Origin of the sequence: Sinorhizobium sp. 22678 (assembly GCF_052044265.1) — a bacterium.
Taxonomy (GTDB): domain Bacteria; phylum Pseudomonadota; class Alphaproteobacteria; order Rhizobiales; family Rhizobiaceae; genus Sinorhizobium; species Sinorhizobium meliloti_A.
In genome coordinates, this window is sequence record NZ_JBQEMS010000005.1 from 256031 (window position 1) to 280593 (window position 24563).

The following is a 24563-nucleotide window of genomic DNA, read 5'->3' on the forward strand; positions in this document are numbered from 1 at the left end:
ACTCCGGAGCGCCGATTCGGTTCCATCATTCTTCGGGCTCAGCCTCGGCTTCCGGTCTGCCGCAGGTGGCCGAATCGGAAGCGGCCCGGGGCGGCCGCGCGCACCATCATCATCTCGCCGATCGTTTCGTGCGTCATCAGCCCGACGAGGCGGCCGGAGCCGTCCAGAACGGCGAGCGCCGGCGAATGGGAGTCCTGCATGAGCCGCAGGCTTTCCTCGAGGCGTTTGCGATGATGGATCGTCGGCAGGTTGCGGCGCATCGCGGCGACCACCGGTGTCGATGGGCCTTTCTCCTTCAGAGCGCGGATCATGTCGTCGCGCGTCAGCAATCCCTCGAAGTGGCCTGCGGCATCGACCACCGGAAATTCGCGCTGCGTGGTGGCAAGCAGCGTGTCGATGGCGTCGTCGATGGTCGCCGACCGGTCAAGGGTCGCGAATTCGGTGATCATCACGTCTGAGATCATCACGCTGCCGGAGATCTCGCGGATCTGGGCGTTCTGGGCTTCCGCCGTTGCGGCCAGATAGACGAAGATGGCGATGAAGATGAGAAGAGGATTGTAGAACAGACCGACGAAGCCGAAGACGAAGGCAAGGCCCTGGCCGATCGTTGCGGCGATCTGGGTCGCACGCGACCAGCTGAGCCGCGAGGCGAGTGCGGCCCGCAATACGCGGCCGCCGTCCATCGGGAATGCGGGGATCATATTGAAGAGCACGAGGAAAACATTGACGCCGGCAAGCCTTGCCAGAAATCCGCTCTGGGGGTCTTCGACGCCCGCTATCTGCTCCATGCCCGCCGAGCTGCCGAGGATGGCGATGAGCACCGCGGCAATCGCCACATTGACCAGAGGACCGGCGATGGCGATTACGAATTCCTGGCCGGGCTCTTCCGGCATGCGCTCGAGTCTGGCGACGCCGCCGATCGGCAACAGCGTTATGTCCGGCGTCTTGATCCCGAAACGGCGTGCCGCCGCGATGTGGCCGAACTCGTGGAGCACGACGCAGACGAAGACGGCGACTATGAAAGCAATCCCCTCCATCGCAGCCGGTGTGCCGCCGATCCGGTAGTGCATCAGCCATATCCAGATCAGAAGCAGCGCGAAGGTCACGTGCACGCGAATTACCGTGCCGGCAATCGTTCCGATACTGAAGGACCAAGCCATGAGCGATATGCTCCGTCCAGTTCTCAGGCCCGCTGAGGAAGCGCCGTTCCATCATGACAGTTGCTGCCGCGCCACACAATCGCAGGTGCCCTTAGCCGTCTAATCGGTTGGCCGGGGGATCGTTCCGCAGGCGGCGGCGAGACGAGGCCGAGGGCGAAAAATCGAGCGAGGTGCTCGCGTCTGTATCGGATATTTTGATACAAAACAAAACTCTTGAAATAAAAGATCATACAATTTAGCGTTATCCAAAATCGACTTCAATAAACGAGGAAACACCATGCGAGCGAAGGCTACCCTTAATCGGGAATATACAATCTCGTCCGTCGACAAGCGGGTCTACGGCTCGTTCCTGGAGCATATGGGCCGTGCCGTTTATACGGGGATCTATGAGCCCGGCCACGAAAATGCGGATAAGGACGGCTTTCGAACCGATGTTTTGGATATGGTGCGCGATCTCGATATGCCGATCGTCCGCTATCCCGGCGGCAACTTCGTTTCCGCCTATCGCTGGGAGGACGGTATCGGGCCGCGCGAGGAGCGTCCGGTGCGCCTCGATCTCGCCTGGCGCACGCGCGAAACCAACCAGGTCGGCGTCAACGAGTTCGCCGATTGGGCAAAGCTTGCAGGTACCGAGATGATGCTGGCGATGAACCTCGGTTCGCGCGGTCTCGACGACGCACGCAACTTCCTCGAATACTGCAATCATCCCGGCGGCACCTATTGGAGCGATCTGCGCGCCAAGCATGGCTACAAGGAGCCGCACAATGTACGCATCTGGTGCCTCGGTAACGAGATGGACGGACCTTGGCAGGTCGGCCACAAGAGTGCGGCCGAATACGGCCATCTCGCCAACGAGGTGAGCAAGGCCTTCAAATATTTCGACAAGACGCTGGAAACCGTCGTCTGCGGCTCCTCGAACGACAAGATGAAGTCCTACCCGGAATGGGAGGCGACGGTTCTCGAAGCGAGCTACGACAGCGTCGACTACATCTCGCTGCACAAATATTTCGGCAACGAGGAGCAGGACACCCTCAATTATTATGCCAAGGCGATCGAGCTGGACCGGTACATAGTCACGATCGGCGGCGTGATCGACTACATCAAGGCGAAGAAGCGTTCGAAGCGCGACGTCAAGATCTGCTTCGACGAGTGGAACGTCTGGTATCACGACCGCAAGGAGGACGGCGAGCGGATCGCCAGCTGGGACTGGCCGGAAGCGCCGCCGCTGCTGGAAGAGCTCTACAATCTCGAGGATGCGATCTTCGTCGGCTCTCTGCTGAACGTCTTCATCCGGAGATCGGACCGCGTCAAGATCGCCTGCATGGCACAGCTCGTCAATGTCATAGCGCCGATCCTCACCAAGGCCGGCGGCCCCGCCTGGCGGCAGTCGATCTACTATCCACTTCAATATGCCTCGAAATACGGCCGCGGCACCGCGCTCACCGTGGCGCAGTCCGGCCCCACCTACGATTGCGAGGTGGCTCAGGACGTGCCCTATCTCGACCTGTCGGCGGTGCTGCACGAGGACGGCAAGTCGATCGCCGTCTTCGCGATCAACCGCAGCCTCGACGAGCCGCTCGGCCTCACCCTCGATCTGCAGGGCTTCAAGGGGGCGAAGATCGTCGAGCACCAGATGCTCGCAGGCGACGACCTGAAGGCGCGTAACTCGGTCGAGGATCAGCACCGCATCGTTCCCAAGGCTGGCAGGGAACTCGCCATCGACGATGTGGGGACGCTGGTCGGTTCGCTGCCGCCGCGCTCCTACCACTTCGTCCTTTTGTCCGTCGCTTCTGCATAAGCCTTTCCGGCCCGGGCGGCCGGGTGACGCCCGGGCCGGAATTCACTATCGGGGAGGTTCAATGTCCGGAATCAAATTGACCGGCGTCAGCAAGTCGTTCGGCGCCGTGAAGGTGATCCATGATGTCGATATCGAAATAGGGCAGGGCGAGTTCGCTGTCTTCGTCGGGCCCTCGGGCTGCGGGAAGTCGACACTCTTGCGCATGATCGCGGGGCTGGAGGAGACGACCGGCGGCGAAATCAGGATCGATGCCGAGGACGTCACCCATAGGGAGCCATCGAAGCGCGGCGTCGCCATGGTCTTCCAGTCCTATGCGCTCTATCCGCACCTCTCCGTATTCGACAATATGGCGTTCAGCCTTTCCATCGCCCGCCGGCCGAAGGCGGAGATCGAGCAGAAGGTCAAGGCAGCCGCGGAAATCCTTCGGCTCTCGGACTATCTGAACAGCAAGCCGAGCCAGCTTTCGGGCGGCCAGCGTCAACGGGTCGCAATCGGGCGCGCAATCGTGCGCGAGCCGCTGGTCTTCCTTTTCGACGAGCCGCTTTCGAACCTCGATGCCGAGCTCAGGGTCAAGATGCGCATGGAGATTGCCCGGCTGCACCGCCAGATCGGGGCGACGATGGTCTACGTCACCCACGATCAGGTCGAGGCGATGACGCTGGCGGACAGGATCGTCGTGCTGAAGGCCGGCGTCGTTCAACAAACGGGTGCGCCCCTCGAGCTTTATCGCAATCCGGACAACATGTTCGTTGCGGGCTTCATCGGCTCGCCTGGGATGAATTTCCTGAAGGCCCGCGTCGTTCCCGGCGGCGGCGACAGGCTCACGATCGAGCTCCACGACGCCCCCGGAGTTCCGTTCGAAATTCCGGCTCGGGCGGGTGTCGCCGCGGGCGAAGAGATTTTCATCGGGGTGAGGCCGGAGCACATCACGCTCGGCGAACGGGAGGGCGGCGTCGGCCTGGTCGTGACGGCCGAGTTCATCGAGGAACTCGGCGGGACCGGCTACCTGCATGCCCTCACGACGACGGGGGAGGAAATGACCATCGAGTGCCGCGGCGATGAGCGGCCGCAACCCAAGCAGGCGGTCCGCCTGACCTTGGCACCCCAGGAGATGTTCGCCTTCGAGGGAAGCGGCGATCGGCTCCGTTGAAAGCGGTTCGGATGGGATCCCATCCGGGCGAGGAGCAATGCGGCGCAAGCCGGTGGATTGAACTTCAAAACAGGAGGAGAGAGACGTGAAGAAGCTACTGAAACTTGCCCTTGCGGGTGCGCTGGCGATCCTGCCTTCGGCAGTTGCCCATGCACAGACGGACATTACCTGGTGGGACTTCCTGAGCGGCGGCGACGGCGTCCGCATGAAGGCGCTCATCAAGGAGTTCAACGACACGCACCCGGACATCCGCATCAACGCGACCACGCTCGAATGGGGCGTACCCTTCTACAGCAAGGTCCAGACGGCGGCCGCCGTCGGCCAGCAGCCCGACATCATGACCTATCATCTGTCACGCTTCCCGCTTGCCATACCCTCGGGCGTTCTGCGGCCACTGGCACCTGAAGAACTCGAGGCAGCCGGAATCAAGAAGGAAAACTATGTCGAAGCGAGCTGGAACTCGGCTTCTGCCGACGGCAAGACCTATGGCATTCCCTTCGACGTGCATTCGGTTGTCCTCTACTACAACAAGAACATTCTAAAGGAGGCGGGCCTGCTCGGGGACGACGGCCTGCCGAAGGGCCTGGACGGCCTCGACAACTTCAACGCCGCCCTCGAAAAGATCAAGGCGACCGGCAAGGTCCAATATCCGCTTTCGCTCCACACCGACGAAGGCGGCTCGATGTGGCGGGTGTTCTACACGCTCCTTTCCCAGCAGGGCGCCAAGTTCATCGAAGGCGAGGAGATCCTGCCCGGCGAGGCCGGCGTCAAGGCGCTGACATCGATGGCCAACTGGGTTTCGTCCGGCTATTCGCCGGAACTCATATCCTATGAGGCTTCGATCGCTCTTTTCACCTCCGGCAAGGCGGCCATGCACATCAACGGCGTTTGGGAAGTGCCGACGATGGTCGATCTCGAGAAGAACAACGATCTCGGCTTCGAATGGGGCGCTGTCCAGATCCCGGTTCTGATGGGACAGCCTGCAACCTGGGCCGACTCCCATGCCTTTGCCGTTCCGAACAGCGAAGAAAAGCCGATCTCGCCGGAGAAGCTGAAAACGGTTCTCCAGATCATTGCCTGGATGAACGAACACAGCATCTCCTGGGCCGGTGCCGGCCACATTCCAGCCTATAAACCGGTGACCGAGAGCGCCGAATTCAAAGCGATGCAGCCGAATTCGACCTACGTCAAGCTCGCCGACACCGCGGTCTTCGATCCCGTCTCTCCGCTGGCCGGCGTTGGCGGACCGATCTACGAGGCGACGCAGAATTTCATCGTGCCTGCCTTGAACGGCCAGCTCGATCCGGCGGATGCCATCGAGCAGATGCGCGAAGAACTGAAGAGCCAGATGTAACGCGAAAATCAACGAACCGGCCGGCCACTGCGCCGGCCGATGGTTCGTACATTCGGCAACGGGGAGGACTATTTCGGTGATGACGAGCGAGAGACGGAGCAAGACGCTGACCGCGGTTCTGATGATCACACCGTTCGTGATCACCTATCTGACGGTCTTCGCGTATCCCGTCTACAAGATGTTCGCCTTGAGCTTTACCAACGCGCCGCTGATCGGCGAAGGCGAGTGGGTCGGCTTCGACAATTATCTGAAGCTGCTCAACCAGAAACTGTTCTTCACATCGGTGTGGAACACGGGCTATTTCGTCGTGCTCACCGTCGTACCCAACACGCTGATCGGTCTCGGTCTGGCGCTCATGGTCGTGCGCCTCAAAGGCTGGCTTCAGAGCCTCATCCTGGTGCTGTTCTTCCTGCCCTATATCCTGCCTGTCTCGGTCGTGACGCAGATCTGGGAGTGGGTGCTCGACCAGCAATTCGGGATTGCGCAACATGTCATCGAATTCGTCACCGGCAGGCGCATCAGTGTCTTTCGCGACCCTCTGTGGGCAATGCCTATGGTGGCCCTCGTCACCGTCTGGTGGACCAACGGCTTCAATCTTCTGCTTTTCATAGCCGGCCTGCGCAACATTCCGGCCGACTATTACGAGGCGGCAATGCTCGACGGCGCGACGCGGTGGCAATGCTTCAAGCGCATCACGTGGCCGCTGATCTGGCCGGTCACCGCGCTCGTCCTGACACTGCAACTCATCCTGCAGCTCAAGATTTTCGATCAGGTCTATCTGATGACGGAAGGCGGTCCCTTCAACTCGACCTACGTCCTGCTTCAGCTCGTCTATCGCGAGGCGTTCCGCCTCAACCACGGCGGGCTCGGCTCGGCTGTGGCGGTCTTCCTGTTCCTGATCATCGTGACCGTATCGGTGCTTCAGTACCAGCTTCTGCGCGTGAGGGGGCGCTGAGCGATGCAACGGAAATCCATCGGCAATATCCTTCTTCTGCTTCTTACCCTGTGCGTCGCGTGCATGTGGGCCTTTCCCCTCTACTGGGCGGCGGTGACGTCGATGAAGCCGGAACAGGAAGTCATCAGCAAGACGACCTTCATCCCCGACGTCTTCAACTTCTCGGCCTATTATTTCGCTCTGTTCGAGACCAATCTCGCAACCTGGTATGTGAACTCGCTCGTCACCTCGATAACGGTCACCGTGGTCGTCATCCTGATCAGCGTCATGTGCGCCTATGCGCTGTCGCAGATCGTCTTTCCGGGCCGGCGGCTCCTCTACGGGATCATTCTCGCGAGCTTCATGGTTCCCTCCCAGGCCCTGGTCGTTTCGCAATTCGTGCTGATGTACCGCCTTGGCCTGATCAACAGCTGGGGCGGCATCATCCTGCCGCAGCTCATCGTCCCGGTGGTCGTGATCGTCTACAAGCAATTCTTCGACTCCGTGCCGAAAGAGCTGCGCGAGGCGGCGAAGCTCGACGGCTGCGGCGATTTCCAGATCCTGTTCCGGCTTTATCTTCCGCTCAACTGGGGGATCACGACGGCGCTGGCGATCATCACTTACATCATGGCCTGGAACGCCTTCCTCTGGCCGTTCCTCGTGACGAATTCGGAGGAGATGATGACGGTGACCGTCGGTATCACGCAAGTCGACGACGCCTTCGGCGTGAAATATGCACGCGACATGGCCGTCGCAATTCTTGCGGCGATGCCGGTCGCGCTCGCCTATCTGCTCTTCCAGAAGAGGGTGACGCAGGCGCTGATGCTGTCATCCGGCATCAAGGGCTGAGCGGGCGATCCGCGGCGGTTTCGACCGCCTCGGATCGGCATTCGTGAAACGAAACAGTGCGACAAATGGCGGAGGGGCGTGTTATCAGCGCAGATCACGCCTGAGCCGGAGCGGCAGTAGCAGAGTATGGAGACGAAGCTTCTTACAGTGGACCCGATCAAGGATGCGGATGTCGTCCAGGCATTGGGCTCGGCAACGCGCATCGAGATACTCAACCTTCTGCGCCTGAAGGGGCCTCTGAACGTCAACGAGATCGCGACCCATATGGGCCTGCCTCAATCGACGACGGCGACCAACCTCAAGTCTCTGGAGAGGGCCGGCCTCATCCAGACGCATACGATGAAGGCGACCAAGGGCAATCAGAAGATCTGTTCCAGCATCTACGGCGAGATCCTCATCCGTTTCGACGACCGCACCAATCTTGCGGACGACGTCGTGACCGTCAGCATGCCGATCGGCCTTTTCACCGAATTCGAGGTGGAAGCGCCCTGCGGACTCTGTTCGGTCAACAACGTCATAGGCATGCTCGACGTCCAGGAAGTCTTTCTCGATCCGCAGCGCATGCAGGCCGCACTGCTCTGGTTCACGCGCGGCTATGTCGAATACAAGTTTCCGAACAATGCCAAGGTCACGGGACGGACGGTCCGGAAGATCGAGTTCTCCGCCGAATTAAGCTCCGAGACGCCGGCCACCAACGCCAACTGGCCCTCCGATATCTCCATCTGGATCAATGGCATCAAGGCCGGCTACTGGACGTCGCCCGGTGATTATGGCGACCGGCGGGGCATGTATTCGCCGGCCTGGTGGAAACTCAGCGGCTCGCAATACGGCAAGCTCAAGACCTGGTCCATCGACGACCGCGGTACATGGATCGACGGCGCGATGGTGTCGACTCAGACGATAAATTCCCTCGGCATACCGGATCATCATTCGATACGGTTCCGGATAGGCATCGACGAGAAGGCGGAGAACCCCGGAGGGCTGAATATCTTCGGAAAGGGTTTCGGCGATTTCGATCAGGACATCGTCATGACGATCTATTTCTAGGGTCGCGGTGTCGGGCAAAAGGTAGCGCCGGTTCGTGGTCTCGACATGCCGGGCCCGGAGGCGACCACATGCAATGCGATGCCCAAGTTCTTCTAATGGCTCGCGCAAGTTCTTGTCGTTTGTGAAATGCGCACAGGGCTCATAAGCATGTCCCGTCCGTTTGCCTCGTCCGGTTGCTGTGCGCCGGGCACGCGCCGCAGCTCCGGCGCATCCAGGTTGACGGACGGCCGCACCCGCTATGCGGGAGATCCAAACGAACACGAGGCTAGACACCCGTCATGACAAAGATTTCCGCGACGAAATTCGCAATGGCTGCGGCTGCTTTGCTCTGCTGCGGAGTCGGTGCGCACGCCGCCGACCGAAGCGATGAAGGACAGCTTGCACGCGTAGTGGACGAGACGATCCGGCCGCTGATGAAGGAGAATGGCGTTCCGGGAATGGCGGTCGCGGTCACCGCCCGCGGAAAGAGGTACATCTTCAATTACGGCCTAGCGTCGAAGGCGAGCGGGCAGAAGGTCACCGACGAAACGCTGTTCGAGATCGGCTCGATCAGCAAGACCTTCACGGCGACGCTCGCATCCTATGCCGAAGCGCGTGGGGATCTGGTCCTGTCCGATCCCGCCGGCAAATACCTGCCAGGGCTCGCCGGAACGAGCTTCGACGACATCAGCCTTCTCGATCTCGGGACCTATGCCGCCGGCGGACTGCCCTTGCAGTTTCCCGATTCCGTTACCGATCAGAAGAGCATGATCGACTACTACAGGGGCTGGCGCCCGACCTATGCCGCCGGCACGTACAGGCGCTACTCGAACCCGAGCATCGGCCTCTTCGGCTATCTCGCCGCAAAGAGCATGGGCGAACCCTTCGCCGACCTGATGGAGAAGAGGATATTCCCGGCCTTCCGCTTGACGAGCACCTTCATAGCCGTGCCGCAGGACCGGCTGGACGACTATGCCTATGGCTATTCGAAAGCCGGCAAGCCCATCCGCGTTACGCGCGGCGTTCTCGACTCTGAAGCTTACGGCGTAAAGACGACCGCTGCAGACCTGATCCGCGTCGTTGAGGCGAACATGGATGGCACAAGCCTGGACGAGACGATGCGGCGCGCGATCGCCGCAACGCACACGGGATATTTCAAGGTCGGCGCCATGACGCAGGGACTCGGTTGGGAGATGTATTCCTATCCGACGAAGCTCGACGATCTGCTTGCCGGCAATTCCAGCCAGATGGCGCTCGAACCGCACAAGGTCACCAGACTCGTTCCACCCGCGGCGCCCCGGGAAAACGTGTGGATCAACAAGACCGGCTCGACCAACGGGTTCGGCGCCTATGCAGCCTTCGTCCCGGCCGAGCGCATCGGCATCGTGATGCTGGCCAACAGGAACTACCCGATTCCTGCCCGCGTGAAAGCTGCATACCGGATCCTGTCGACGCTCGAGAGCGACCCCGGATCCGCAGGCGCCCGCTGACGCCGGCCGCCATCGTGCCGCGCTCCGATCGGGCGCGGTGCCAGACCCGCATGACGAGAAGTGCGGTTCTCGACGCCTCGGTTATTCAATAACCCCTCGGGGGTACAAACAGACAGATCGTCTTCCCATAGGCTTTACCCGCCGCAGAGCACCAGTGGTACTCGCCGTCCGGCGACATTCGGACCCTGCTGTCGGCATAGGGGAGGACTTCGCCAGTTGCTCTGACGATATAGCCTTGCGGTCGCTCGCTGATCGCGGTCTGCGCGACCTGGCGGCAATCCATTGTTGAACAGCAGGCGCTCGGATACTGCCAACCGCTTGGAGCGTCGTGGGCAAAGGCCGTCGTTGCGGACAGCCCGGCGAGTAGGAAGAAAAATCCGCGCATGGGGTCTCCTTTCAGGAGCAGTCACCGATCCGGACTGCAGCCGGCAGGTTCCTACGGCGGCGTGTGCCCAAGCGCAGAACCCGCCCAGCACTTTGCGTGCTCCATGACATTGCCCCGCAATCTGCTCGGATTTAAGGAATCGTGCAGCAAGCTTCAAACCTGCGGATCGGTAAAATGATCCACCTCGGCGGGGCTTATGTCAGCCACGACTTTCGTCGCCATTGACGAGAAAGCCGTCGCTTTCGCCCTCGACCAGTTCCATCGGCCAGACCGCGTTTACCGGCGCTTGCGGATAATGGTGCTTGAAGGCAGGCATCGTCGACAGAAGCGTTTCCGCAAGCGCTATGCCTAGGTTGCGCAGCGACAAGCGAAAGCAGGTGAGCGGCGGCGAGAGAAAGTGTGCATGCGGGCTGTAGCGCCCGATCACCGCAATGTCGCGGCCCGGCCTGACGCCCGCTTCGGAAAGGCCCTGGTAGAAACCGATGGCGATCGTCTCATTGACGAGCAGGGCCGCCGTCGGTCGGTCCTCGAGCGCCAGGAGTTCGCGCGCGATCTGATAGCCGCCGGTCTCGTTCGGCGTCGATCGGAAGATCAACTCTTCCTCCAAGGGAAGGCCATGCGCGGCAAGCGCTTCTCGGCAACGGTCGACGAAGATGTAGCCGAGGTTGGCATCGTCGTGCGGACGGGTGACCGCGATGCGGCGATGTCCGCGCGCAACCAGACGGTCGATGGCGATCTGCGCCATCCCCTCGAAATCGAGGTCGAGCCAGGGGCGGCCGGCATCCGTCAGGCTTCGGCCGAGCGTTACGAAGGGGATATTGCGTTCGGCCAGAAACTCTATGCGCCGGTCGTGGCGCCGCGTTGCCGAAAGGATCAACCCGTCGGCAAAACCGCGCGCGACGACGCGGCGCAGGTAATCGGTCGGATCTTCCTCCGACGAGCAGAGCAGGGCAACGAGGTCAAGCTTGTGCCTGGCGAAAACCGCCTGCACGCCGTCGAAGACGCTCATGAAGAACGTGTCGCCCTGGCCGGTGATCTCCGTTCCGGTCTGCATCATGAAGCCAATGATGTTGGTGGTGCCCTGCCTCAGGCTGCGGCCAGACTGGTTCGCCACATAGCCGAGCCTTTCAGCCGCCTCCAGAACACGCCTGCGCGTCTCCTCATTGACGTCGGGGCGGCCGTTCAGTGCGCGCGAAACGGTTCCGATCGAAATATCGAGATGTTGCGCCAGGCGCCGAATTCCCTTCATGCGAAGCGCTTTTCCTCTCTGGTCACCGGTGACTCGACCGGCAATCGACACGAGCGAGATACTGTGCAGTTGAACCGGTCAGGCGGCCATAAGCAGTCCGCCATTTCCCGGCACCGGCCCAGTTTTCCGAATCCCTATTGACATGTTTCGGAAAGTCCGCATAGTTCCGTAAACGTTTACGGTGGCTGAAACAAGCCGGAAACACAGGTTTGCGGGAGGAGAATGGTGATTTTGCGCGCAGTTCTGTGCGGGTGCGGAGCTATGGCCAAAGGTTGGCTCAAGGCGATCGCCGCGGACCGCGAACTCCAGTCGGCAATCCGGATCGTCGGGCTTGTCGACGTGAACCCCGAAGCGGCTCGTGCGCTCGCGGCGGAGTTCGAGATCGAAGACGCCGTTATCGGTTCGGACCTCGATAGCGTGTTGACGGAAGCGGCACCCGACATCCTCTTCGACATTGTCGTACCGACGGCGCGCCGCGACGTGGTCGCCACCGCGCTCAGGCATGGCTGTCACGTGCTGAGCGAAAAGCCGATGGCGGCCTCGCTCGAAGCCGGCCGCGAGCTGATCGAACTCGCCAGGAATGCGGGCAGGATCCATGCAATCGTACAGAACCGCCGCTTCATCTCCGGCATACGCCGCATCCGCCGCTTTATCGAAAGCGGCGCGATCGGCGATCTGACGGGCATCCATTGCGACTTCTTCATCGGCGCGCATTTCGGTGGTTTTCGCGAAGAGATGGAGCATGTGCTGCTTCTCGACATGGCGATCCACACCTTCGATGCCGCCCGGTTCATCGCCGACAAGACGCCGCTCGCCGTATATTGCCACGAAGAAAACCCGCAGGGCTCCTGGTACGCGCACGGCGCGGCCGCCACCGCGATATTCGAGCTTTCCGACAATGTGACCTTCACCTATCGCGGTTCCTGGTGTGCCGAAGGAGCCAATACGAGCTGGGAAAGCGAGTGGCGGATCATCGGCACCAAGGGCACGCTGCTCTGGGATGGCGCCGAGGCGCTGAGCGCCAACCGTGTCGCCGGCAGCGAGGGCTTCTTCCGTCCACTCGTACCGGTCGAAGTTCCCGAACCAGCCGATCCGCTTGAGACGCACGGGCATGCCAGCGTCATCGCCGATTTCGTCGCTGCGGTCCGATCCGGCACCAAGCCGGAGACGGCGGGCGACGACAATATCAACAGCCTTGCCATGGTCTTTGCGGCGATCGAAAGCGCCCGCACCCGGCAACGCGTGACAATCTGAAGTGAGGCATCTGATGAGCAATCCAGCCAAATCCATCCGCGTCGGCACCATGATCAGCGCCACAAAGGGCGAAGCCGCGAAGCGCATAGGCGAGATCGCCAATCTGGGTTTCGAAAGCTTCGAACCCTTCTTCTGGCAGACCACCAACGGCCAGGACCTTGCCGAACTCGGCAAGCGCTGCCGTGAGGCCATCGGCGACCGCGACATCACGATCTCGACGCTCGGCATGTTCGGCAATCCGCTGGAGGAGACCGACATCGACCTCCAGAGCCTGCAGGGCTGGAAGGACTGCATCGACAACGCTCACCATTTCGGCGCGACATGCGTCGCCGGCTTTACCGGACGCATCCGCAACCGGCCGCTGACCGACAGCCTGCCGCGCTACCGCAAGGTCTGGCGCGAGCTCGCCCAGCGCGCCGCCGACAAGGGCGTAAAGATCGCCTTCGAGAACTGCGCCATGGACGGCAACTGGGCGACCGGCGACTGGAACATCGCTCACAATCCGGACGCCTGGGAACTCATCTTCAACGAGACGCCGGACGATAACATCGGCCTGGAGTGGGAGCCTTGCCACCAGATGGTCTATCTGATCGATCCGCTGCCGCAGATCCGCAAATGGGCGCACAAGATCTTCCATGTGCACGGCAAGGACGCGACGATCCGCTGGGACGTCATCCGCGAGCACGGCATCTTCGGCAAGGAGAAGTTCGTCTTCATGCGCACGCCCGGGTTCGGCGACAGCAATTGGACCGACATCATCTCGGAACTCCGGCTTGCCGGCTGGTCCGGTTCGATCGACATCGAAGGCTGGCATGACCCGGTATATCGCGATGCGCTGGAAATGACGGGCCAGGTGCACGCTCTGAATTATCTGAAAGGCTGCCGCGGCGGCGACTTCGTCGCCGATCCGGCCTGAGACATGCCCGACGGCCGGCACGGGGGGCGCCGGCTGCGGAAAAACCCGAAAGAGGAGGAGTCCATGGGTATCCGTAAATTTGCAATGCTGGGCGCATTCGCCCTTGCCAGTGTTTCCCTGCCGGCGTTTTCGGCAAGCGCCGAGGACGTCACGATCAGCGTCTGGTCGCTCGACCGGGACATCCAACCGGCGCCTAACTTGATAAAGGATTTCAACAAGCTGAACACCGGCATTAAAGTGGAATATCGGCAAATCCAGTTCGATGACGTGGTCAGCGAAGCCATGCGGGCCTATTCGACGGGGCAGGCGCCGGACATCATCGCCGTCGACAATCCCGAACACGCGCTCTTTGCGTCCCGCGGTGCATTTCTCGATCTGAGCGAGTTGATCGCGAAGTCCTCGGTCGTCAAGCCGGAGAACTACTTCAAGGGGCCTCTTGCCTCGGTGACCTGGGACGGCAAATATTACGGCATTCCAAAGGCCACCAACACGATTGCCCTTTACTACAACAAGGACATGTTCAAGGCGAAGGGCCTGGACCCGAACAAGCCCCCGCAAACGTGGGACGAGCTCGTCGAGGCGGCACGCAAGCTGACCGATCCGGCTCAGAACGTCTACGGCATCACCTTCTCAGCCAAAGCCAACGAGGAGGGGACATTCCAGTTCCTGCCCTGGGCGCAGATGGCCGGTGGCGGTTACGACAACATCAACGCCGAGGGCGCGGTCAAGGCGCTCGACGTCTGGAAAACGATCATCGACGAGAAGCTCGCCTCGCCGGACACGCTGACGCGTAGCCAATGGGACGCCACCGGTACTTTCAATTCCGGCAACGCGGCCATGGCGATCTCCGGCCCCTGGGAAATCGATCGCATGCTCGAGGAAGCGAAGTTCGATTGGGGCGTAGCGCTGCTACCCGTACCGGAAGTCGGCGCCGAACGCTCTTCGGCCATGGGTGATTTCAACTGGGCGGTCTTCGCAAATACCGAGCATCCGGAGGAAGCCTTCAAGGTTCTCGAATATTTCGTTTCTCAGGACGACCGGATGTTCAAGGACTTCGGACAGCTGCCGCCGCGCTCCGACATCGCCATTCCGGCGACCGGCGAGCCGAAAAAGGACGCGGCACTCCAGGTCTTCGTGGAACAGCTGAAATATGCGAAGCCCCGCGGCCCCCATCCCGCGTGGCCGAAGATCTCCAAAGCCATTCAGGACGCCATCCAGGCGGCGCTTACCGGGCAGATGAGTTCCAAGGAAGCGCTCGACCAGGCGGCCGAGAAGATAAAGGCGGTTCTCGGCTGACTGTCGCGACGGTCCGCCCAGGATTTTCTCCCGAGAGAGGCGATCCCCGGCTTCGGCCGGGGTCGCCGCTGCACAGGCCGCGCGAGACTCGGCCCAAGGGACAGGTGATCGCCAATGAAAAGAATTCTATCGAGCATAACGGATGGCAGGGGCTTCGATATCGGTCTTGTGAGCTTGCCGCTCGCATTCCTGTTCATCCTCTCCGGGCTGCCGCTTGTCTACAATGTCGTGATGAGCTTCCAGGAAGTCGACATGTTCAGCCTCGGCAGCTTTACGCGGCCGTTCGTGGGCTTCAAGAATTATATCGATCTTTTCGCTCAACCCGAAACCTGGCCCATTCTCCTCAACACGGCCATCTTCGTGACCGCCTCGATCGCCGGACAGTTCCTCATAGGCTTCGGTCTCGCGCTCTTCTTCTGGGTCAATTTCCCCGGTGCGTCGTGGCTGCGCGGCCTCTTCCTCGTCTCCTGGGTCATGCCGGGCCTCGTTGTCGGCGCCATCTGGAACTGGATTCTCTCCGGCGATTTCGGCGTCCTCAATTTTCTGCTGCGGGAAACAGGCGTGATTTCCGGCAACATTTTCTGGCGTTCGGACCCGAACTATTCGCTCTGGGCCGTGATCATCGCCAATATCTGGCTCGGCACCTCATTCAACATGATCCTGCTATCGGTCGGCCTGTCAGGTATTCCGAAGGACCTCTACGAGGCGGCAGAGCTCGACGGTGCCAATGCGTTCCAGCGCTTCTGGACGATCACTCTGCCGATGATGCGCTCGACGATCGGTGCCATTGTCGCGCTGGGGCTCATCTTCACTTTGCAGCAGTTCGATCTCTTCGCCGCCATCACGTCCGGAGGACCGAACAACACGTCCAATGTCACGCAATACTGGGCTTGGGACCTTTCCTTCCGTCAGTATGATTTCGCCAAGGGCGCGACGATCTCGGTCATCATGATCGTCTTCGTGATGTTCGCCTCCGTCGTCTATGTCCGCTCGACGCGTCATGAGGTCAGAGGATGAGTGACACTTTCCGCAACCGGTTGATGCTGGCTGTCGCGCTCGTGCTCGCCGCCATCTATCTCTTCCCGCTCTACTGGATGTACATCACCGCCCTGAAGACCGGCTCGGCGATGTTTGCGACCCCGCCGAAATTCTGGCCGAGCGAGCCGCAATGGAGCATCTACGCCTTCGTCTGGGAGAGCCGCAACATGGCGCGGTATCTCTGGAATTCGCTCGTCATCGCTTTCGGCTCGGTGGCGCTGATCGCCGTGCTCGGCGTGGGCTGTGCCTATGTGCTCGCGCGCTATCGCAACTTTTGGGTGGACATCGGCCTGTTCCTCATCCTGATGCTGCAGGTGTTGCCCGCTTCCCTGATGGTGACGCCGATTTTCGTCGGCTTCTCGCAAGTGGGCCTCCTCGATACGCCCCGTCTTGCCGTGATCCTGGCGATCGCTGCCAAGAGCATGCCCTTCTTCGTGGTTCTCGTCCGCGCAACCTTCATGAGCGTGCCGATGGAGCTCGAAGAGGCAGCGCTCGTCGACGGCAATTCGCGCATCGGCGCCTTCTTCAACATCGTGCTGCCGCTCGCCCGCAACGGCATTCTCGTCAGCGCGATCCTGATCTTCATGCAGGCCTTCGGCGAATTCGTCTATTCGAAATCGATGATCCAGGCCGTCGAGCTGCAGCCCGCAAGCGTTGGCCTCAACACCTTCATGGGCCCAAACACCAATGAATGGAACAATATCATGGCCTATGCCACGATCTATGTGACGCCCATCCTTGCCGCTTTCATCCTCTTGCAGCGCCGCATCGTTTCCGGCCTCACTTCAGGAGCCCTCAAATGACCCTTCAGATCGAGCTCAACGGCGTCAACAAGTTCTACGGTTCCTATCACGCACTCAAGGACATCGATCTCGCGATAGAGGAGGGGACCTTCGTCGCCCTTGTCGGGCCTTCCGGCTGCGGCAAGTCCACGCTCCTGCGGTCATTGGCCGGGCTCGAGAAGATTTCGGCCGGTGAGATGAAGATCGCGGGGGCGCGGATGAACGACGTTCCGCCGCGCAAGCGCGACGTCGCAATGGTCTTCCAGTCCTATGCGCTCTACCCCCATATGACGGTGGAGGAGAACCTGACCTACAGCCTGCGCGTACGCGGCGTGAAAAAGGCCGACGCATTGAAGGCGGCGGCCGAGGTGGCGACGACCACCGGCCTTTCGCATCTCATGAAGCGCTATCCTCGCGAACTCTCGGGCGGGCAACGCCAGCGGGTCGCGATGAGCCGCGCCATCATCCGTCATCCCAAGGCATTCCTCTTCGACGAGCCCTTGTCCAATCTCGATGCGGCGCTGCGCGTGCATATGCGCAAGGAGATCCGGGCGCTGCACGACCGGCTGGGGGCGACCTCAGTCTATGTGACGCACGATCAGATCGAGGCAATGACCATGGCGGACCATGTCGTCGTCATGCGCGACGGCGTCATCGAGCAGCAGGGCCGCCCGCTCGATCTTTACGACAGGCCGGCCAACCGCTTCGTTGCCGGGTTCATCGGCTCGCCGGCCATGAATTTCATCCCCGCGGTCGTGCAGGACGACGGCGGCCACCTGGCTCTGGACCTCGGCGCAACAAAAGCGAGGCTCTCGCTCATCGACCCGGTATCGCCGGGGGCGTCGGTCACCGTCGGCATTCGGCCCGAACACATCCGCATCGTCGGCGCGGGGCAGGGTGCCTTCGACATTCCCGTCGGCGTCGTGGAGTCGACCGGCTCGGCCACCTACATAACTTCGGCGACCCAGCCGGAACTCATGGTCGTGGAGACCGGACGCTCCGCTGCATCGGGCGGGGAGCTTATCGGTCTGGCGATAGACCCGAAGCAATTGCATCTCTTCGATGCGGAAACGGGCAAGCGCCTCGAACCCAAAAGAGCGCAATTGGACGCCCAAATTGCGCCTCGCGCCGCCCCTCATCCCGCTGCCGCGACCTTCTCCCCTTCTTGACGGGGAGAAGGGGCAAGCGGCTGCGTCACAATCCTTTCAGCGGGTCGCAAGTGAGGCGGAGGGTTCCGCGAGTCCCCTTCGCCCCGCCTGCGCGGAGAAGGTGGCCGGCAGGCCGGATTTGGGGGCCATCGCGTCGCTAACTCTCCCGCCCCTTCAGATCCATGATCAACCGCTCCTGACCGACGCGGATCACATGCTCCATTGCGCTGCGTGCGCCTTCCTCGTCGCGGCGCCGGATTTCCTCGACGATCCGGATATGCGCGATCGCGACGCGGTCGATCTCCGTTTCATCGGCTGTCGGGCTGGTAAGCTGAAAAACGCCCATCAGCGCCGCCTCGATCAGGCTGCCGACCGTTCGCATGAACGGATTGAGCGAGGCCTCCAGGAGGCGGAGGTGAAATTCGAGATCGGCGAGCGCCAGCGTGTGGGGGCTGTGGCCGGCATCGCCCATCGCGACGGCAAGCCGCATCATCCGCGCAATGTCCGCGTCGCTCGCGCGGCGTGCTGCCAGTGCCGCCGCATAGGGTTCGAGGGCCAGCCGCACCTCGCTCACATGACGCAGGAAACCCTCGTCGACACCGGCACCGAAATGCCAGGTGAGCACGTCGCTGTCGAAGAGGTTCCAGTGAGTCCGGGGCAGCACCCGGGTGCCAATGCGGGCGCGGGCGACGACGAGGCCTTTGGCGGCGAGTGTCTTCATCGCCTCACGCAGCACGGTGCGCGATACGTTGAAGCGCGCAGCGAGATCGGTGTCGCCGGGTAGCGTGTCGCCGACGGAAAACTCGCCGCTGACCACCGCCTGGCCGAGTTCGTCGACGACGAGCCTGTGGCTCGTGCGTTTGCCCCGTTGGCTTCCGAAGATTCCCGGCATGGCGCGCGGACCCCGCGGCTACGCCCGCTGCCGTTCGGGGCGCGACAGGTGGATGATCCCCTTCTGCAGCAGGATGAAGGCAAAGAGCAGGAGCCCGATCAGGATCTTCGTCCACCAGCTCGAAAGCGTGCCGTCGAACGTGATGTATGTCTGGATGAGACCCTGGATGAGGATGCCGACCAGCGTTCCGGCAACGAAGCCGGATCCGCCGGTGAGCAGCGTCCCGCCGATAACGACGGCGGTGATTGCGTCCAGTTCGACACCGACGGCGGCCAGCGAGTATCCGGCGGAGGTATAGAGCGAGAAGACGATGCCCGACAGGCCGGCCAGCAACCCGGACAGCGCGTAGATACGGATCGTGGTGGCAGCGACCGGAACGCCCATGAGCTTCGCCGTCGCCGTGCCGCCGCCGAGCGCGTAGATATTCGTGCCGAAGCGGGTGCGGTGGGCGATGAGAATGCCGACCGCGAAGACGAACAGCATCAGGCCGCCTATGAGGGTGATACGCCCGCCGCCGGGCAACTTGAAATAGAGGCTCTTCAAGGTCGTGTAGAAGGGATGCTTGATCGGAATGGAGTCGATCGACAGTACGAAAGCCATGCCGCGGGCGAGGAACATGCCGGCGAGCGTAACGATGAATGCCGGCATTTCGAGATAATGGATGATCGCCCCCATCAGCGCTCCGAACAGCGTCGTGATGGCCAGCAGCAACGCGAAGGCGACGAGCGGATGCATGCCGCCTTGCTCCAGTACGACGGCCAGAAAGACACCGGCAAATGCGACCACAGCGCCGATCGACAGATCGATGCCGCCCGAAAGGATGACGAAGGTCATGCCGACGGCGGCGATGCCGAGGAAGGCATTGTCGGTCAGAAGGTTTCCGATCACGCGGGTCGAGAGCATGTTCGGATACTGCGCGACGCAGAGCGCGTAACTTAAGACAAAGATTAAGATCGTTGCCGTAAGTGGTAGATATTTCTGCTTCATTTCGCTTCTCGCTCGGTCGGCTTGCCGGCTGCCTTCGGGATACTCAGAAACGAGATCCCCGTGCGGAAGCGCGGTGACTGGAGCACCAGGATGAAGATGATGATCGCTGCCTTGATGATGAGGTTGAATTCGGGCGGGAAGCCCGACAGGAGAATGCCGGTATTGATCGCCTGGATGATGACGGCGCCCAGCACAGACGCCGCAATGCTGAAGCGACCGCCGAGCAGCGACGTGCCGCCGACGACCACCGCAAGGATGGCGTCGAGTTCCAGCCAGAGCCCGGCATTGTTGGCATCGGCACCGCGGATGTCGGCGGCGGCGATGATGCCGGCGATCGCGGCGCAAAGGCCCGAGAGCACGTAAGCGGCCACCAGGAGGACGGGCGTGAGCACGCCCGAGAGCGTGCTTGCCTGGCGGTTGATGCCGATCGCCTCGACAAGCATGCCGAGTGCCGTCCGTCGAACGAGGAGAGCAACGATGAGGCCGAAAACCAGCCAAATGACGATCGGCATGGGCAGGCCCGCAAAGGAACCGCTACCGATGAAGATCAGGCCGGGGTGGTTGAAAGTGAGAATGGTCCCCTCGGTGATGAGTTGGGCTATGCCGCGCCCAGCCACCATCAGCACGAGTGTCGCGATGATCGGTTGGATGTCAAGGAAGGCGACCAGAACCCCGTTCCAGATGCCGCAGATGATGCCTACCGCGAGCGTCGCGAGCAGGGTTTCTGCAAGCGAATGCCCGGACGTGATCAGCGAGGCGGCAACCGCGCCGCAGATCGCCATCACAGCGCCGACGGACAGATCGATCCCCTTGGTGGCGATGACCACGGTCATTCCGATCGCCAGAAGAACGACGGGCGCGCCGCGGTTGAGGATGTCGATCATGCTTCCATACAGACGGCCATTCTGGATCTGCAGGTTTAGAAAACCGGGAAAGACAATTGAAATCGCTATGACAATTGCCGTCAACGCGATGAGCTGCGGCAGCAGGCGGCCGGCGTAGGTCCGCATAATCGGAATCAAGACGCTTCCCTCCCGTTGGTCGCAGCGATCGCTTCGACGATCCGATGTGCAGTCAATTGACCGCCAACGAGTTCGGCGACGTGGGCGTGGTCGCGAAGGACGACCACCCGCGTGCTGTAGGCGACGAGTTCTTCTATTTCCGAGGAGATGACGATGAGCGACATGCCCTTCTCGCGCAGGCTCTCGATGAGCCTGATGATTTCCGCATGCGCCCCGACGTCGATGCCGCGCGTCGGCTCGTCGAGGATGAGCAGCTCCGGTTCGGTCGCGAGCCAGCGCGCCAGAATGGCCTTTTGCTGATTGCCGCCGGAAAGCAGCCTGATCGGTTTCTCGCGATCTGCGGTGCGGATATCGAGTGCCCGGATGTAGTGGTCCGCGAGACGGTTCTGCTCCGCGCGGGGGATCGGGCGGGTCCAGCCGCGCCTTGCCTGAAGGGCGAGCACGATATTCTCGCGCACGGACAGATCGCCGACGATGCCCGCGGTCTTGCGGTCCTCCGGGCAGAAGCCGAACTTCTGCCGGATTGCAGCACGCGGCGAGGAAAGAGCGACGGTCCGGCCTTCGATCTCGGCGGTACCGCTATCGGCACGGTGGGCGCCGAAGAGAATTTCGGCGGTTTCCGTCCGCCCCGAGCCGAGCAGGCCCGCCATGCCGACGACTTCGCCGGCGCGGACATCGAGATCGAAGGGGTCGATCTTTCCGCGGCGGCCAAAGTTTCGAAAGCGGTAGCGTGGCTCACCCGCGACCGGGTCGGAATGGGCGGAATGGATCTCCGTCGCCAGTTCGCGACCGATCATCATTGCGATCAGCTCGCGCCGGTCGAGATCGGCCGCGTTGCGCGTGCCGACCAATTGCCCGTTCCGCAGAACGGTGATGCGATCGGAGATGGCGTAGACCTGCTCCAGGAAGTGGGTGATGAAGATGATGCCGAGCCCGCGTCCCTTAAGGCGCCGCACGATGCGGAAGAGCATCTCCACCTCGTGTGCGTCGAGGCTCGCGGTCGGCTCGTCCAGGATCAGAACCTTGCCGGAAAGATCCACGGCCCGGGCGATGGCCACGACCTGCTGTATCGCTACGGAATAGCTCGCAAGATCACGGGTGACGTCGATGTCCAGTTCGTATTCCGCGAGCAGTTCCCGCGCCTTGCGGTTCATGGTGCGCGTGTCCACCATGCCGAAGCGGCGGGGCTGGCGTCCGAGAAAGAGGTTCTCGGCAACAGTGAGGTTCCCCAGCAGGTTGACCTCCTGGAAAACGGTCCCGATGCCCAGCCTCTGGGCATCGAACGTGTCGCGCGGGTCGGCCTCGGTTCCGTCGAGCAGCATGCTGCCGCCATCCCGGCGATAGGCGCCGGTCAGGCATTTGATCAGCGTCGACTTGCCGGCGCCGTTCTCCCCGAGGAGCGCGTGAACCTCGCCGCGCCGCAGATGAAAATCCACCTTGTCCAGCGCCTTCGTGCCGGGAAAGCCCTTTTCGATCCTTGTGGCCGAAAGGATATTGTCGCTGCTGGTCTGCATGGCTGCCGTCTCTGGAATGCCGCCTGACGAACGAGCGGGCGTCCGTTCGACGGGAATGGCCCGCGGCGGCTGCCGCGGGTTCTAGCTCAGTGCGCTCGGCCCGATAATCGGTGCCGATTTTTCGGGCCGAGCACTGGCGGGATCAGTAGCCGAGGCCCTTCTTTTCTTCGTAGACCTTCATCGGATCATCGGCCTGCGTGTAGAGCTTCGATTCCGTCTGGATCCATTTCGGAGGCTCTTTGCCGTCCTTGAGGAAGGCGGCAAGCGCGTCGAAGGCGGGGCCTGCCATGTTCGGCGTGAGCTCGACCGTCGCATTGGCTTCGCCGGCAGCCATCGCCTGGAAGATATCCGGAACAGCGTCGATCGAGACGACGAGGATGTCCTTGCCGGGCTTCAGGCCGGCTTCCTTGATCGCCTGAATCGCGCCCACCGCCATGTCGTCGTTATGGGCGTAGAGCGCACAGATGTTCTTGCCACCGTCCTCGGCCTTCAGGAAGCTTTCCATCACTTCCTTGCCCTTGGTCCGGGTGAAGTCGCCGGTCTGGCTGCGGACAATCTTCAGGTTGTCGTTGCCGGAAAGCGCCTGCTCGAATCCCTTCTTGCGGTCGATCGCCGGCGAGGAGCCGGTGGTGCCCTGAAGTTCGACGACGTTGCACGGCTTGCCCGCGACGGTATCGACAAGCCATTTGCCGGCCACGCTGCCTTCGTGGACGAGATCGGAGGTGACCGCCGTCAGGTAGAGATCGTCGGAGGCGTCGACGGTCCGATCGAGCAGGATGACCGGGATCTCCGCGTCCTTGGCCTCCGCCAGGACTTCATCCCAGCCTGTGGCGACGACCGGAGCGAGAAGGATGGCATTCACCCCTTGCGCGATGAAAGAACGGATCGCCTTGATCTGGTTTTCCTGCTTCTGCTGCGCGTCGGCGAATTTGAGGTCGATGCCGCGCTCTTCCGCCTGCTGCTTCGTCAGCGTCGTTTCGGCTGCACGCCAGCCGGATTCCGATCCGATCTGAGAAAAGCCGACGACCAGTTCGGCGGCCGAAGCGCTGCCGAAAGTGCAGGCAGCAAGGATCGTTGCACTCGCAAGTGCCTTCACGATTTTCATGATTTCCTCCCAAAGAAAGCTGCTCTTCCATGCAGCTGATCGAGAAAAAATCATACTATATTACTTTTGTAAACTCACTTTTGCTGACGACGGGACGCGTCGGTGGATTCGCCCACAGATCGTGCAGTGCGCGAGATCGGAAGAGCATGCCGGCGCGCGGTCAAAGGACCGCTAACGTGCGGTTCGGAATGGTCCCGCGGTAGAGTTCGTGGATTCGCAGTTTGTTTTCCAGCGCGATGATGATCTCTTCGCTGAAGTCCACACCGCAGAGCGCTGCAATCTCGGGCAGACCGCCCGGCGTGAAGACATTGGCTTCCAGCACCTTGTCACCGACTATATCGAGCCCGACCAGGAACATGCCGTCTTCGATGAGCTTGGGGCGAAGCCGTTCCGCGATCTCGAGAATCTGAGGCGTAACGGTCGCGGCTTCCGGCTTGCCGCTCACATGCATGTTCGAGCGTACGTCGCCCTCGGCGGGAACGCGCCGGAAGGCGGCGTAGACGCCGTCGCGCTCGAGCGGCCTGCCATTCAACAGGAACAGACGAATGTCGCCGGCGACCGCGTCGGGAATGTAGTTCTGCGCGATCAGGTAGCCGCCGCCGCTGGCGACCTCGAAGATCTGGTTGAGATTGGCCTCGTCCTTTGAGTTGATCTTGAAGACGTTCTTGCCGCCGGAGCCTTGCAAGGGTTTCAGGATAGCCCCGCCCGGGTGATCCTCCATGAAGCTGCGGATCTCCTCGATGCTTCTCGAGATCAGGCTGGTCGGCCGGATGATCTCAGGGAACTCCTGAAAATAGAGCTTGTTCTGCGCGAGCGACAGACCGTCCGGGTCGTTTACGACCAGAATGCCGCGCGCGGCGGCGAGCCGCCCGAAATTCGTGCCGACATAGACTGCCCAGGGCCGCGTGTCCGCGTCTTCGGAAGGGTCGTTTCGCAGGAAAAGCACCTGAACCTCACGCAGGTCGAGCGTGGTGATCTGCGCCTGCTCGCCCTTGAGCGCGGTGAGCAGCGTCTCCGGCTTCTTCGGCTTCGTGCCTTTCAGCGTCGTTGCGCGTATCAGCAGACTGTCGTCGGGGCGCAGCACGAAATCGCCCGGCGTGACGTAGCAGACCTCGTGGCCGCGTGCGAGCGCCGCGAGCGCCAGCCATGTCGTCGTGTAATAGGGGGCTTCGCCTTCGATGGAGTTGACGAAAAAAGCGATGCGCATGTGAGCC

22 protein-coding genes are annotated in these 24563 nt (G+C 61.7%); 13 read left to right on the top strand and 9 right to left on the bottom strand.

The annotated features are described in order from the left end of the window. Nucleotides 1-38: 38 nt before the first annotated feature. Nucleotides 39-1160 carry a site-2 protease family protein gene (locus tag ACTJKL_RS10495; RefSeq protein WP_440852839.1) on the bottom strand — a complete coding sequence of 374 codons (1122 nt, stop codon included), beginning with the start codon at nt 1158-1160 and terminating at the stop codon, nt 39-41. A 277-nt stretch (nt 1161-1437) separates the two neighbouring features. Between ACTJKL_RS10495 and arfA the strand changes: the two genes are divergently transcribed. The 7 genes from arfA to ampC all read left to right on the top strand — a co-directional run bounded on the left by arfA (nt 1438) and on the right by ampC (nt 9761). Further along, nucleotides 1438-2958 (top strand): arabinosylfuranosidase ArfA, encoded by a 1521-nt coding sequence (arfA, locus tag ACTJKL_RS10500; protein ID WP_440852840.1) that lies wholly within the window; start codon nt 1438-1440, stop codon nt 2956-2958. A gap of 61 nt (nt 2959-3019) precedes the next feature. Then, complete coding sequence (locus ACTJKL_RS10505) at nt 3020-4108, top strand: ABC transporter ATP-binding protein (protein ID WP_440852841.1); 1089 nt, start codon at nt 3020-3022, stop codon at nt 4106-4108. An 85-nt stretch (nt 4109-4193) separates the two neighbouring features. Then, nucleotides 4194-5462: an ABC transporter substrate-binding protein gene (locus ACTJKL_RS10510; RefSeq protein ID WP_440852842.1), complete on the top strand. Its 1269-nt coding sequence runs from the start codon at nt 4194-4196 to the stop codon at nt 5460-5462. 79 nt (nt 5463-5541) lie between these two features. Then, complete coding sequence (locus ACTJKL_RS10515; protein ID WP_018096985.1) at nt 5542-6417, top strand: carbohydrate ABC transporter permease; 876 nt, start codon at nt 5542-5544, stop codon at nt 6415-6417. Nucleotides 6418-6420: 3 nt separating this feature from the next. Beyond that, on the top strand, nt 6421-7245 hold the full coding sequence (locus ACTJKL_RS10520) for a carbohydrate ABC transporter permease (protein ID WP_440852843.1): 825 nt from the start codon (nt 6421-6423) through the stop codon (nt 7243-7245). 126 nt (nt 7246-7371) lie between these two features. Then, nucleotides 7372-8292, top strand: a complete 921-nt coding sequence (locus ACTJKL_RS10525) for an ArsR/SmtB family transcription factor (protein ID WP_018096984.1) — start codon at nt 7372-7374, stop codon at nt 8290-8292. Between the two features lie 278 nt (nt 8293-8570). Then, entirely contained in the window at nt 8571-9761 is a 1191-nt protein-coding gene (gene ampC, locus ACTJKL_RS10530) for a class C beta-lactamase (RefSeq protein ID WP_440852844.1), read from the top strand. An 85-nt stretch (nt 9762-9846) separates the two neighbouring features. Here ampC and ACTJKL_RS10535 read toward each other — a convergent pair whose 3' ends face one another. Next, nucleotides 9847-10146, bottom strand: coding sequence for a hypothetical protein (locus ACTJKL_RS10535; protein ID WP_100670339.1), 300 nt, complete (start codon nt 10144-10146; stop codon nt 9847-9849). 199 nt (nt 10147-10345) lie between these two features. Next, entirely contained in the window at nt 10346-11395 is a 1050-nt protein-coding gene (locus ACTJKL_RS10540; RefSeq protein ID WP_411933562.1) for a LacI family DNA-binding transcriptional regulator, read from the bottom strand. Between the two features lie 222 nt (nt 11396-11617). On the opposite strand from ACTJKL_RS10540, the gene ACTJKL_RS10545 reads away from it, so the two are divergent. The 6 genes from ACTJKL_RS10545 (at nt 11618) to ACTJKL_RS10570 (ending at nt 17850) form a co-directional block, all read left to right on the top strand. Continuing rightward, nucleotides 11618-12649 carry a Gfo/Idh/MocA family protein gene (locus ACTJKL_RS10545; RefSeq protein WP_440852845.1) on the top strand — a complete coding sequence of 344 codons (1032 nt, stop codon included), beginning with the start codon at nt 11618-11620 and terminating at the stop codon, nt 12647-12649. Nucleotides 12650-12662: 13 nt separating this feature from the next. Next, nucleotides 12663-13565 (top strand): sugar phosphate isomerase/epimerase family protein, encoded by a 903-nt coding sequence (locus ACTJKL_RS10550; protein WP_275599080.1) that lies wholly within the window; start codon nt 12663-12665, stop codon nt 13563-13565. Nucleotides 13566-13628: 63 nt separating this feature from the next. Continuing rightward, nucleotides 13629-14861: an ABC transporter substrate-binding protein gene (locus ACTJKL_RS10555; protein ID WP_440852846.1), complete on the top strand. Its 1233-nt coding sequence runs from the start codon at nt 13629-13631 to the stop codon at nt 14859-14861. A 114-nt stretch (nt 14862-14975) separates the two neighbouring features. After that, nucleotides 14976-15878: a carbohydrate ABC transporter permease gene (locus ACTJKL_RS10560; RefSeq protein WP_100670334.1), complete on the top strand. Its 903-nt coding sequence runs from the start codon at nt 14976-14978 to the stop codon at nt 15876-15878. Beyond that, complete coding sequence (locus ACTJKL_RS10565; protein ID WP_411933559.1) at nt 15875-16702, top strand: carbohydrate ABC transporter permease; 828 nt, start codon at nt 15875-15877, stop codon at nt 16700-16702. Before ACTJKL_RS10560 ends, ACTJKL_RS10565 begins: the two co-directional genes overlap by 4 nt. Continuing rightward, the gene (locus ACTJKL_RS10570; RefSeq protein ID WP_440852847.1) at nt 16699-17850 is read left to right on the top strand and encodes an ABC transporter ATP-binding protein; all 1152 of its coding nucleotides are present in this window, start codon (nt 16699-16701) and stop codon (nt 17848-17850) included. The genes ACTJKL_RS10565 and ACTJKL_RS10570 overlap by 4 nt, the downstream gene beginning before the upstream one ends. A 136-nt stretch (nt 17851-17986) precedes the next feature. Here the strand turns inward: ACTJKL_RS10570 and ACTJKL_RS10575 are convergent, their stop codons facing one another. The 6 genes from ACTJKL_RS10575 to ACTJKL_RS10600 all read right to left on the bottom strand — a co-directional run bounded on the left by ACTJKL_RS10575 (nt 17987) and on the right by ACTJKL_RS10600 (nt 24556). Then, on the bottom strand, nt 17987-18721 hold the full coding sequence (locus tag ACTJKL_RS10575; protein ID WP_411933558.1) for a FadR/GntR family transcriptional regulator: 735 nt from the start codon (nt 18719-18721) through the stop codon (nt 17987-17989). Nucleotides 18722-18739: 18 nt separating this feature from the next. Next, a complete protein-coding gene (yjfF, locus tag ACTJKL_RS10580) occupies nt 18740-19708 on the bottom strand; it encodes a galactofuranose ABC transporter, permease protein YjfF (protein WP_411933557.1) in 969 nt (322 codons plus the stop codon). After that, entirely contained in the window at nt 19705-20718 is a 1014-nt protein-coding gene (locus tag ACTJKL_RS10585) for an ABC transporter permease (RefSeq protein ID WP_411933570.1), read from the bottom strand. The genes yjfF and ACTJKL_RS10585 overlap by 4 nt, the downstream gene beginning before the upstream one ends. Before the next feature lie 8 nt (nt 20719-20726). Further along, entirely contained in the window at nt 20727-22244 is a 1518-nt protein-coding gene (ytfR, locus tag ACTJKL_RS10590) for a galactofuranose ABC transporter, ATP-binding protein YtfR (RefSeq protein ID WP_440852848.1), read from the bottom strand. Nucleotides 22245-22386: 142 nt separating this feature from the next. Continuing rightward, complete coding sequence (gene ytfQ / locus ACTJKL_RS10595; protein ID WP_004434596.1) at nt 22387-23349, bottom strand: galactofuranose ABC transporter, galactofuranose-binding protein YtfQ; 963 nt, start codon at nt 23347-23349, stop codon at nt 22387-22389. Nucleotides 23350-23509: 160 nt separating this feature from the next. Continuing rightward, nucleotides 23510-24556: a glutathione synthase gene (locus tag ACTJKL_RS10600; protein ID WP_440852849.1), complete on the bottom strand. Its 1047-nt coding sequence runs from the start codon at nt 24554-24556 to the stop codon at nt 23510-23512. Nucleotides 24557-24563 lie beyond the last annotated feature (7 nt).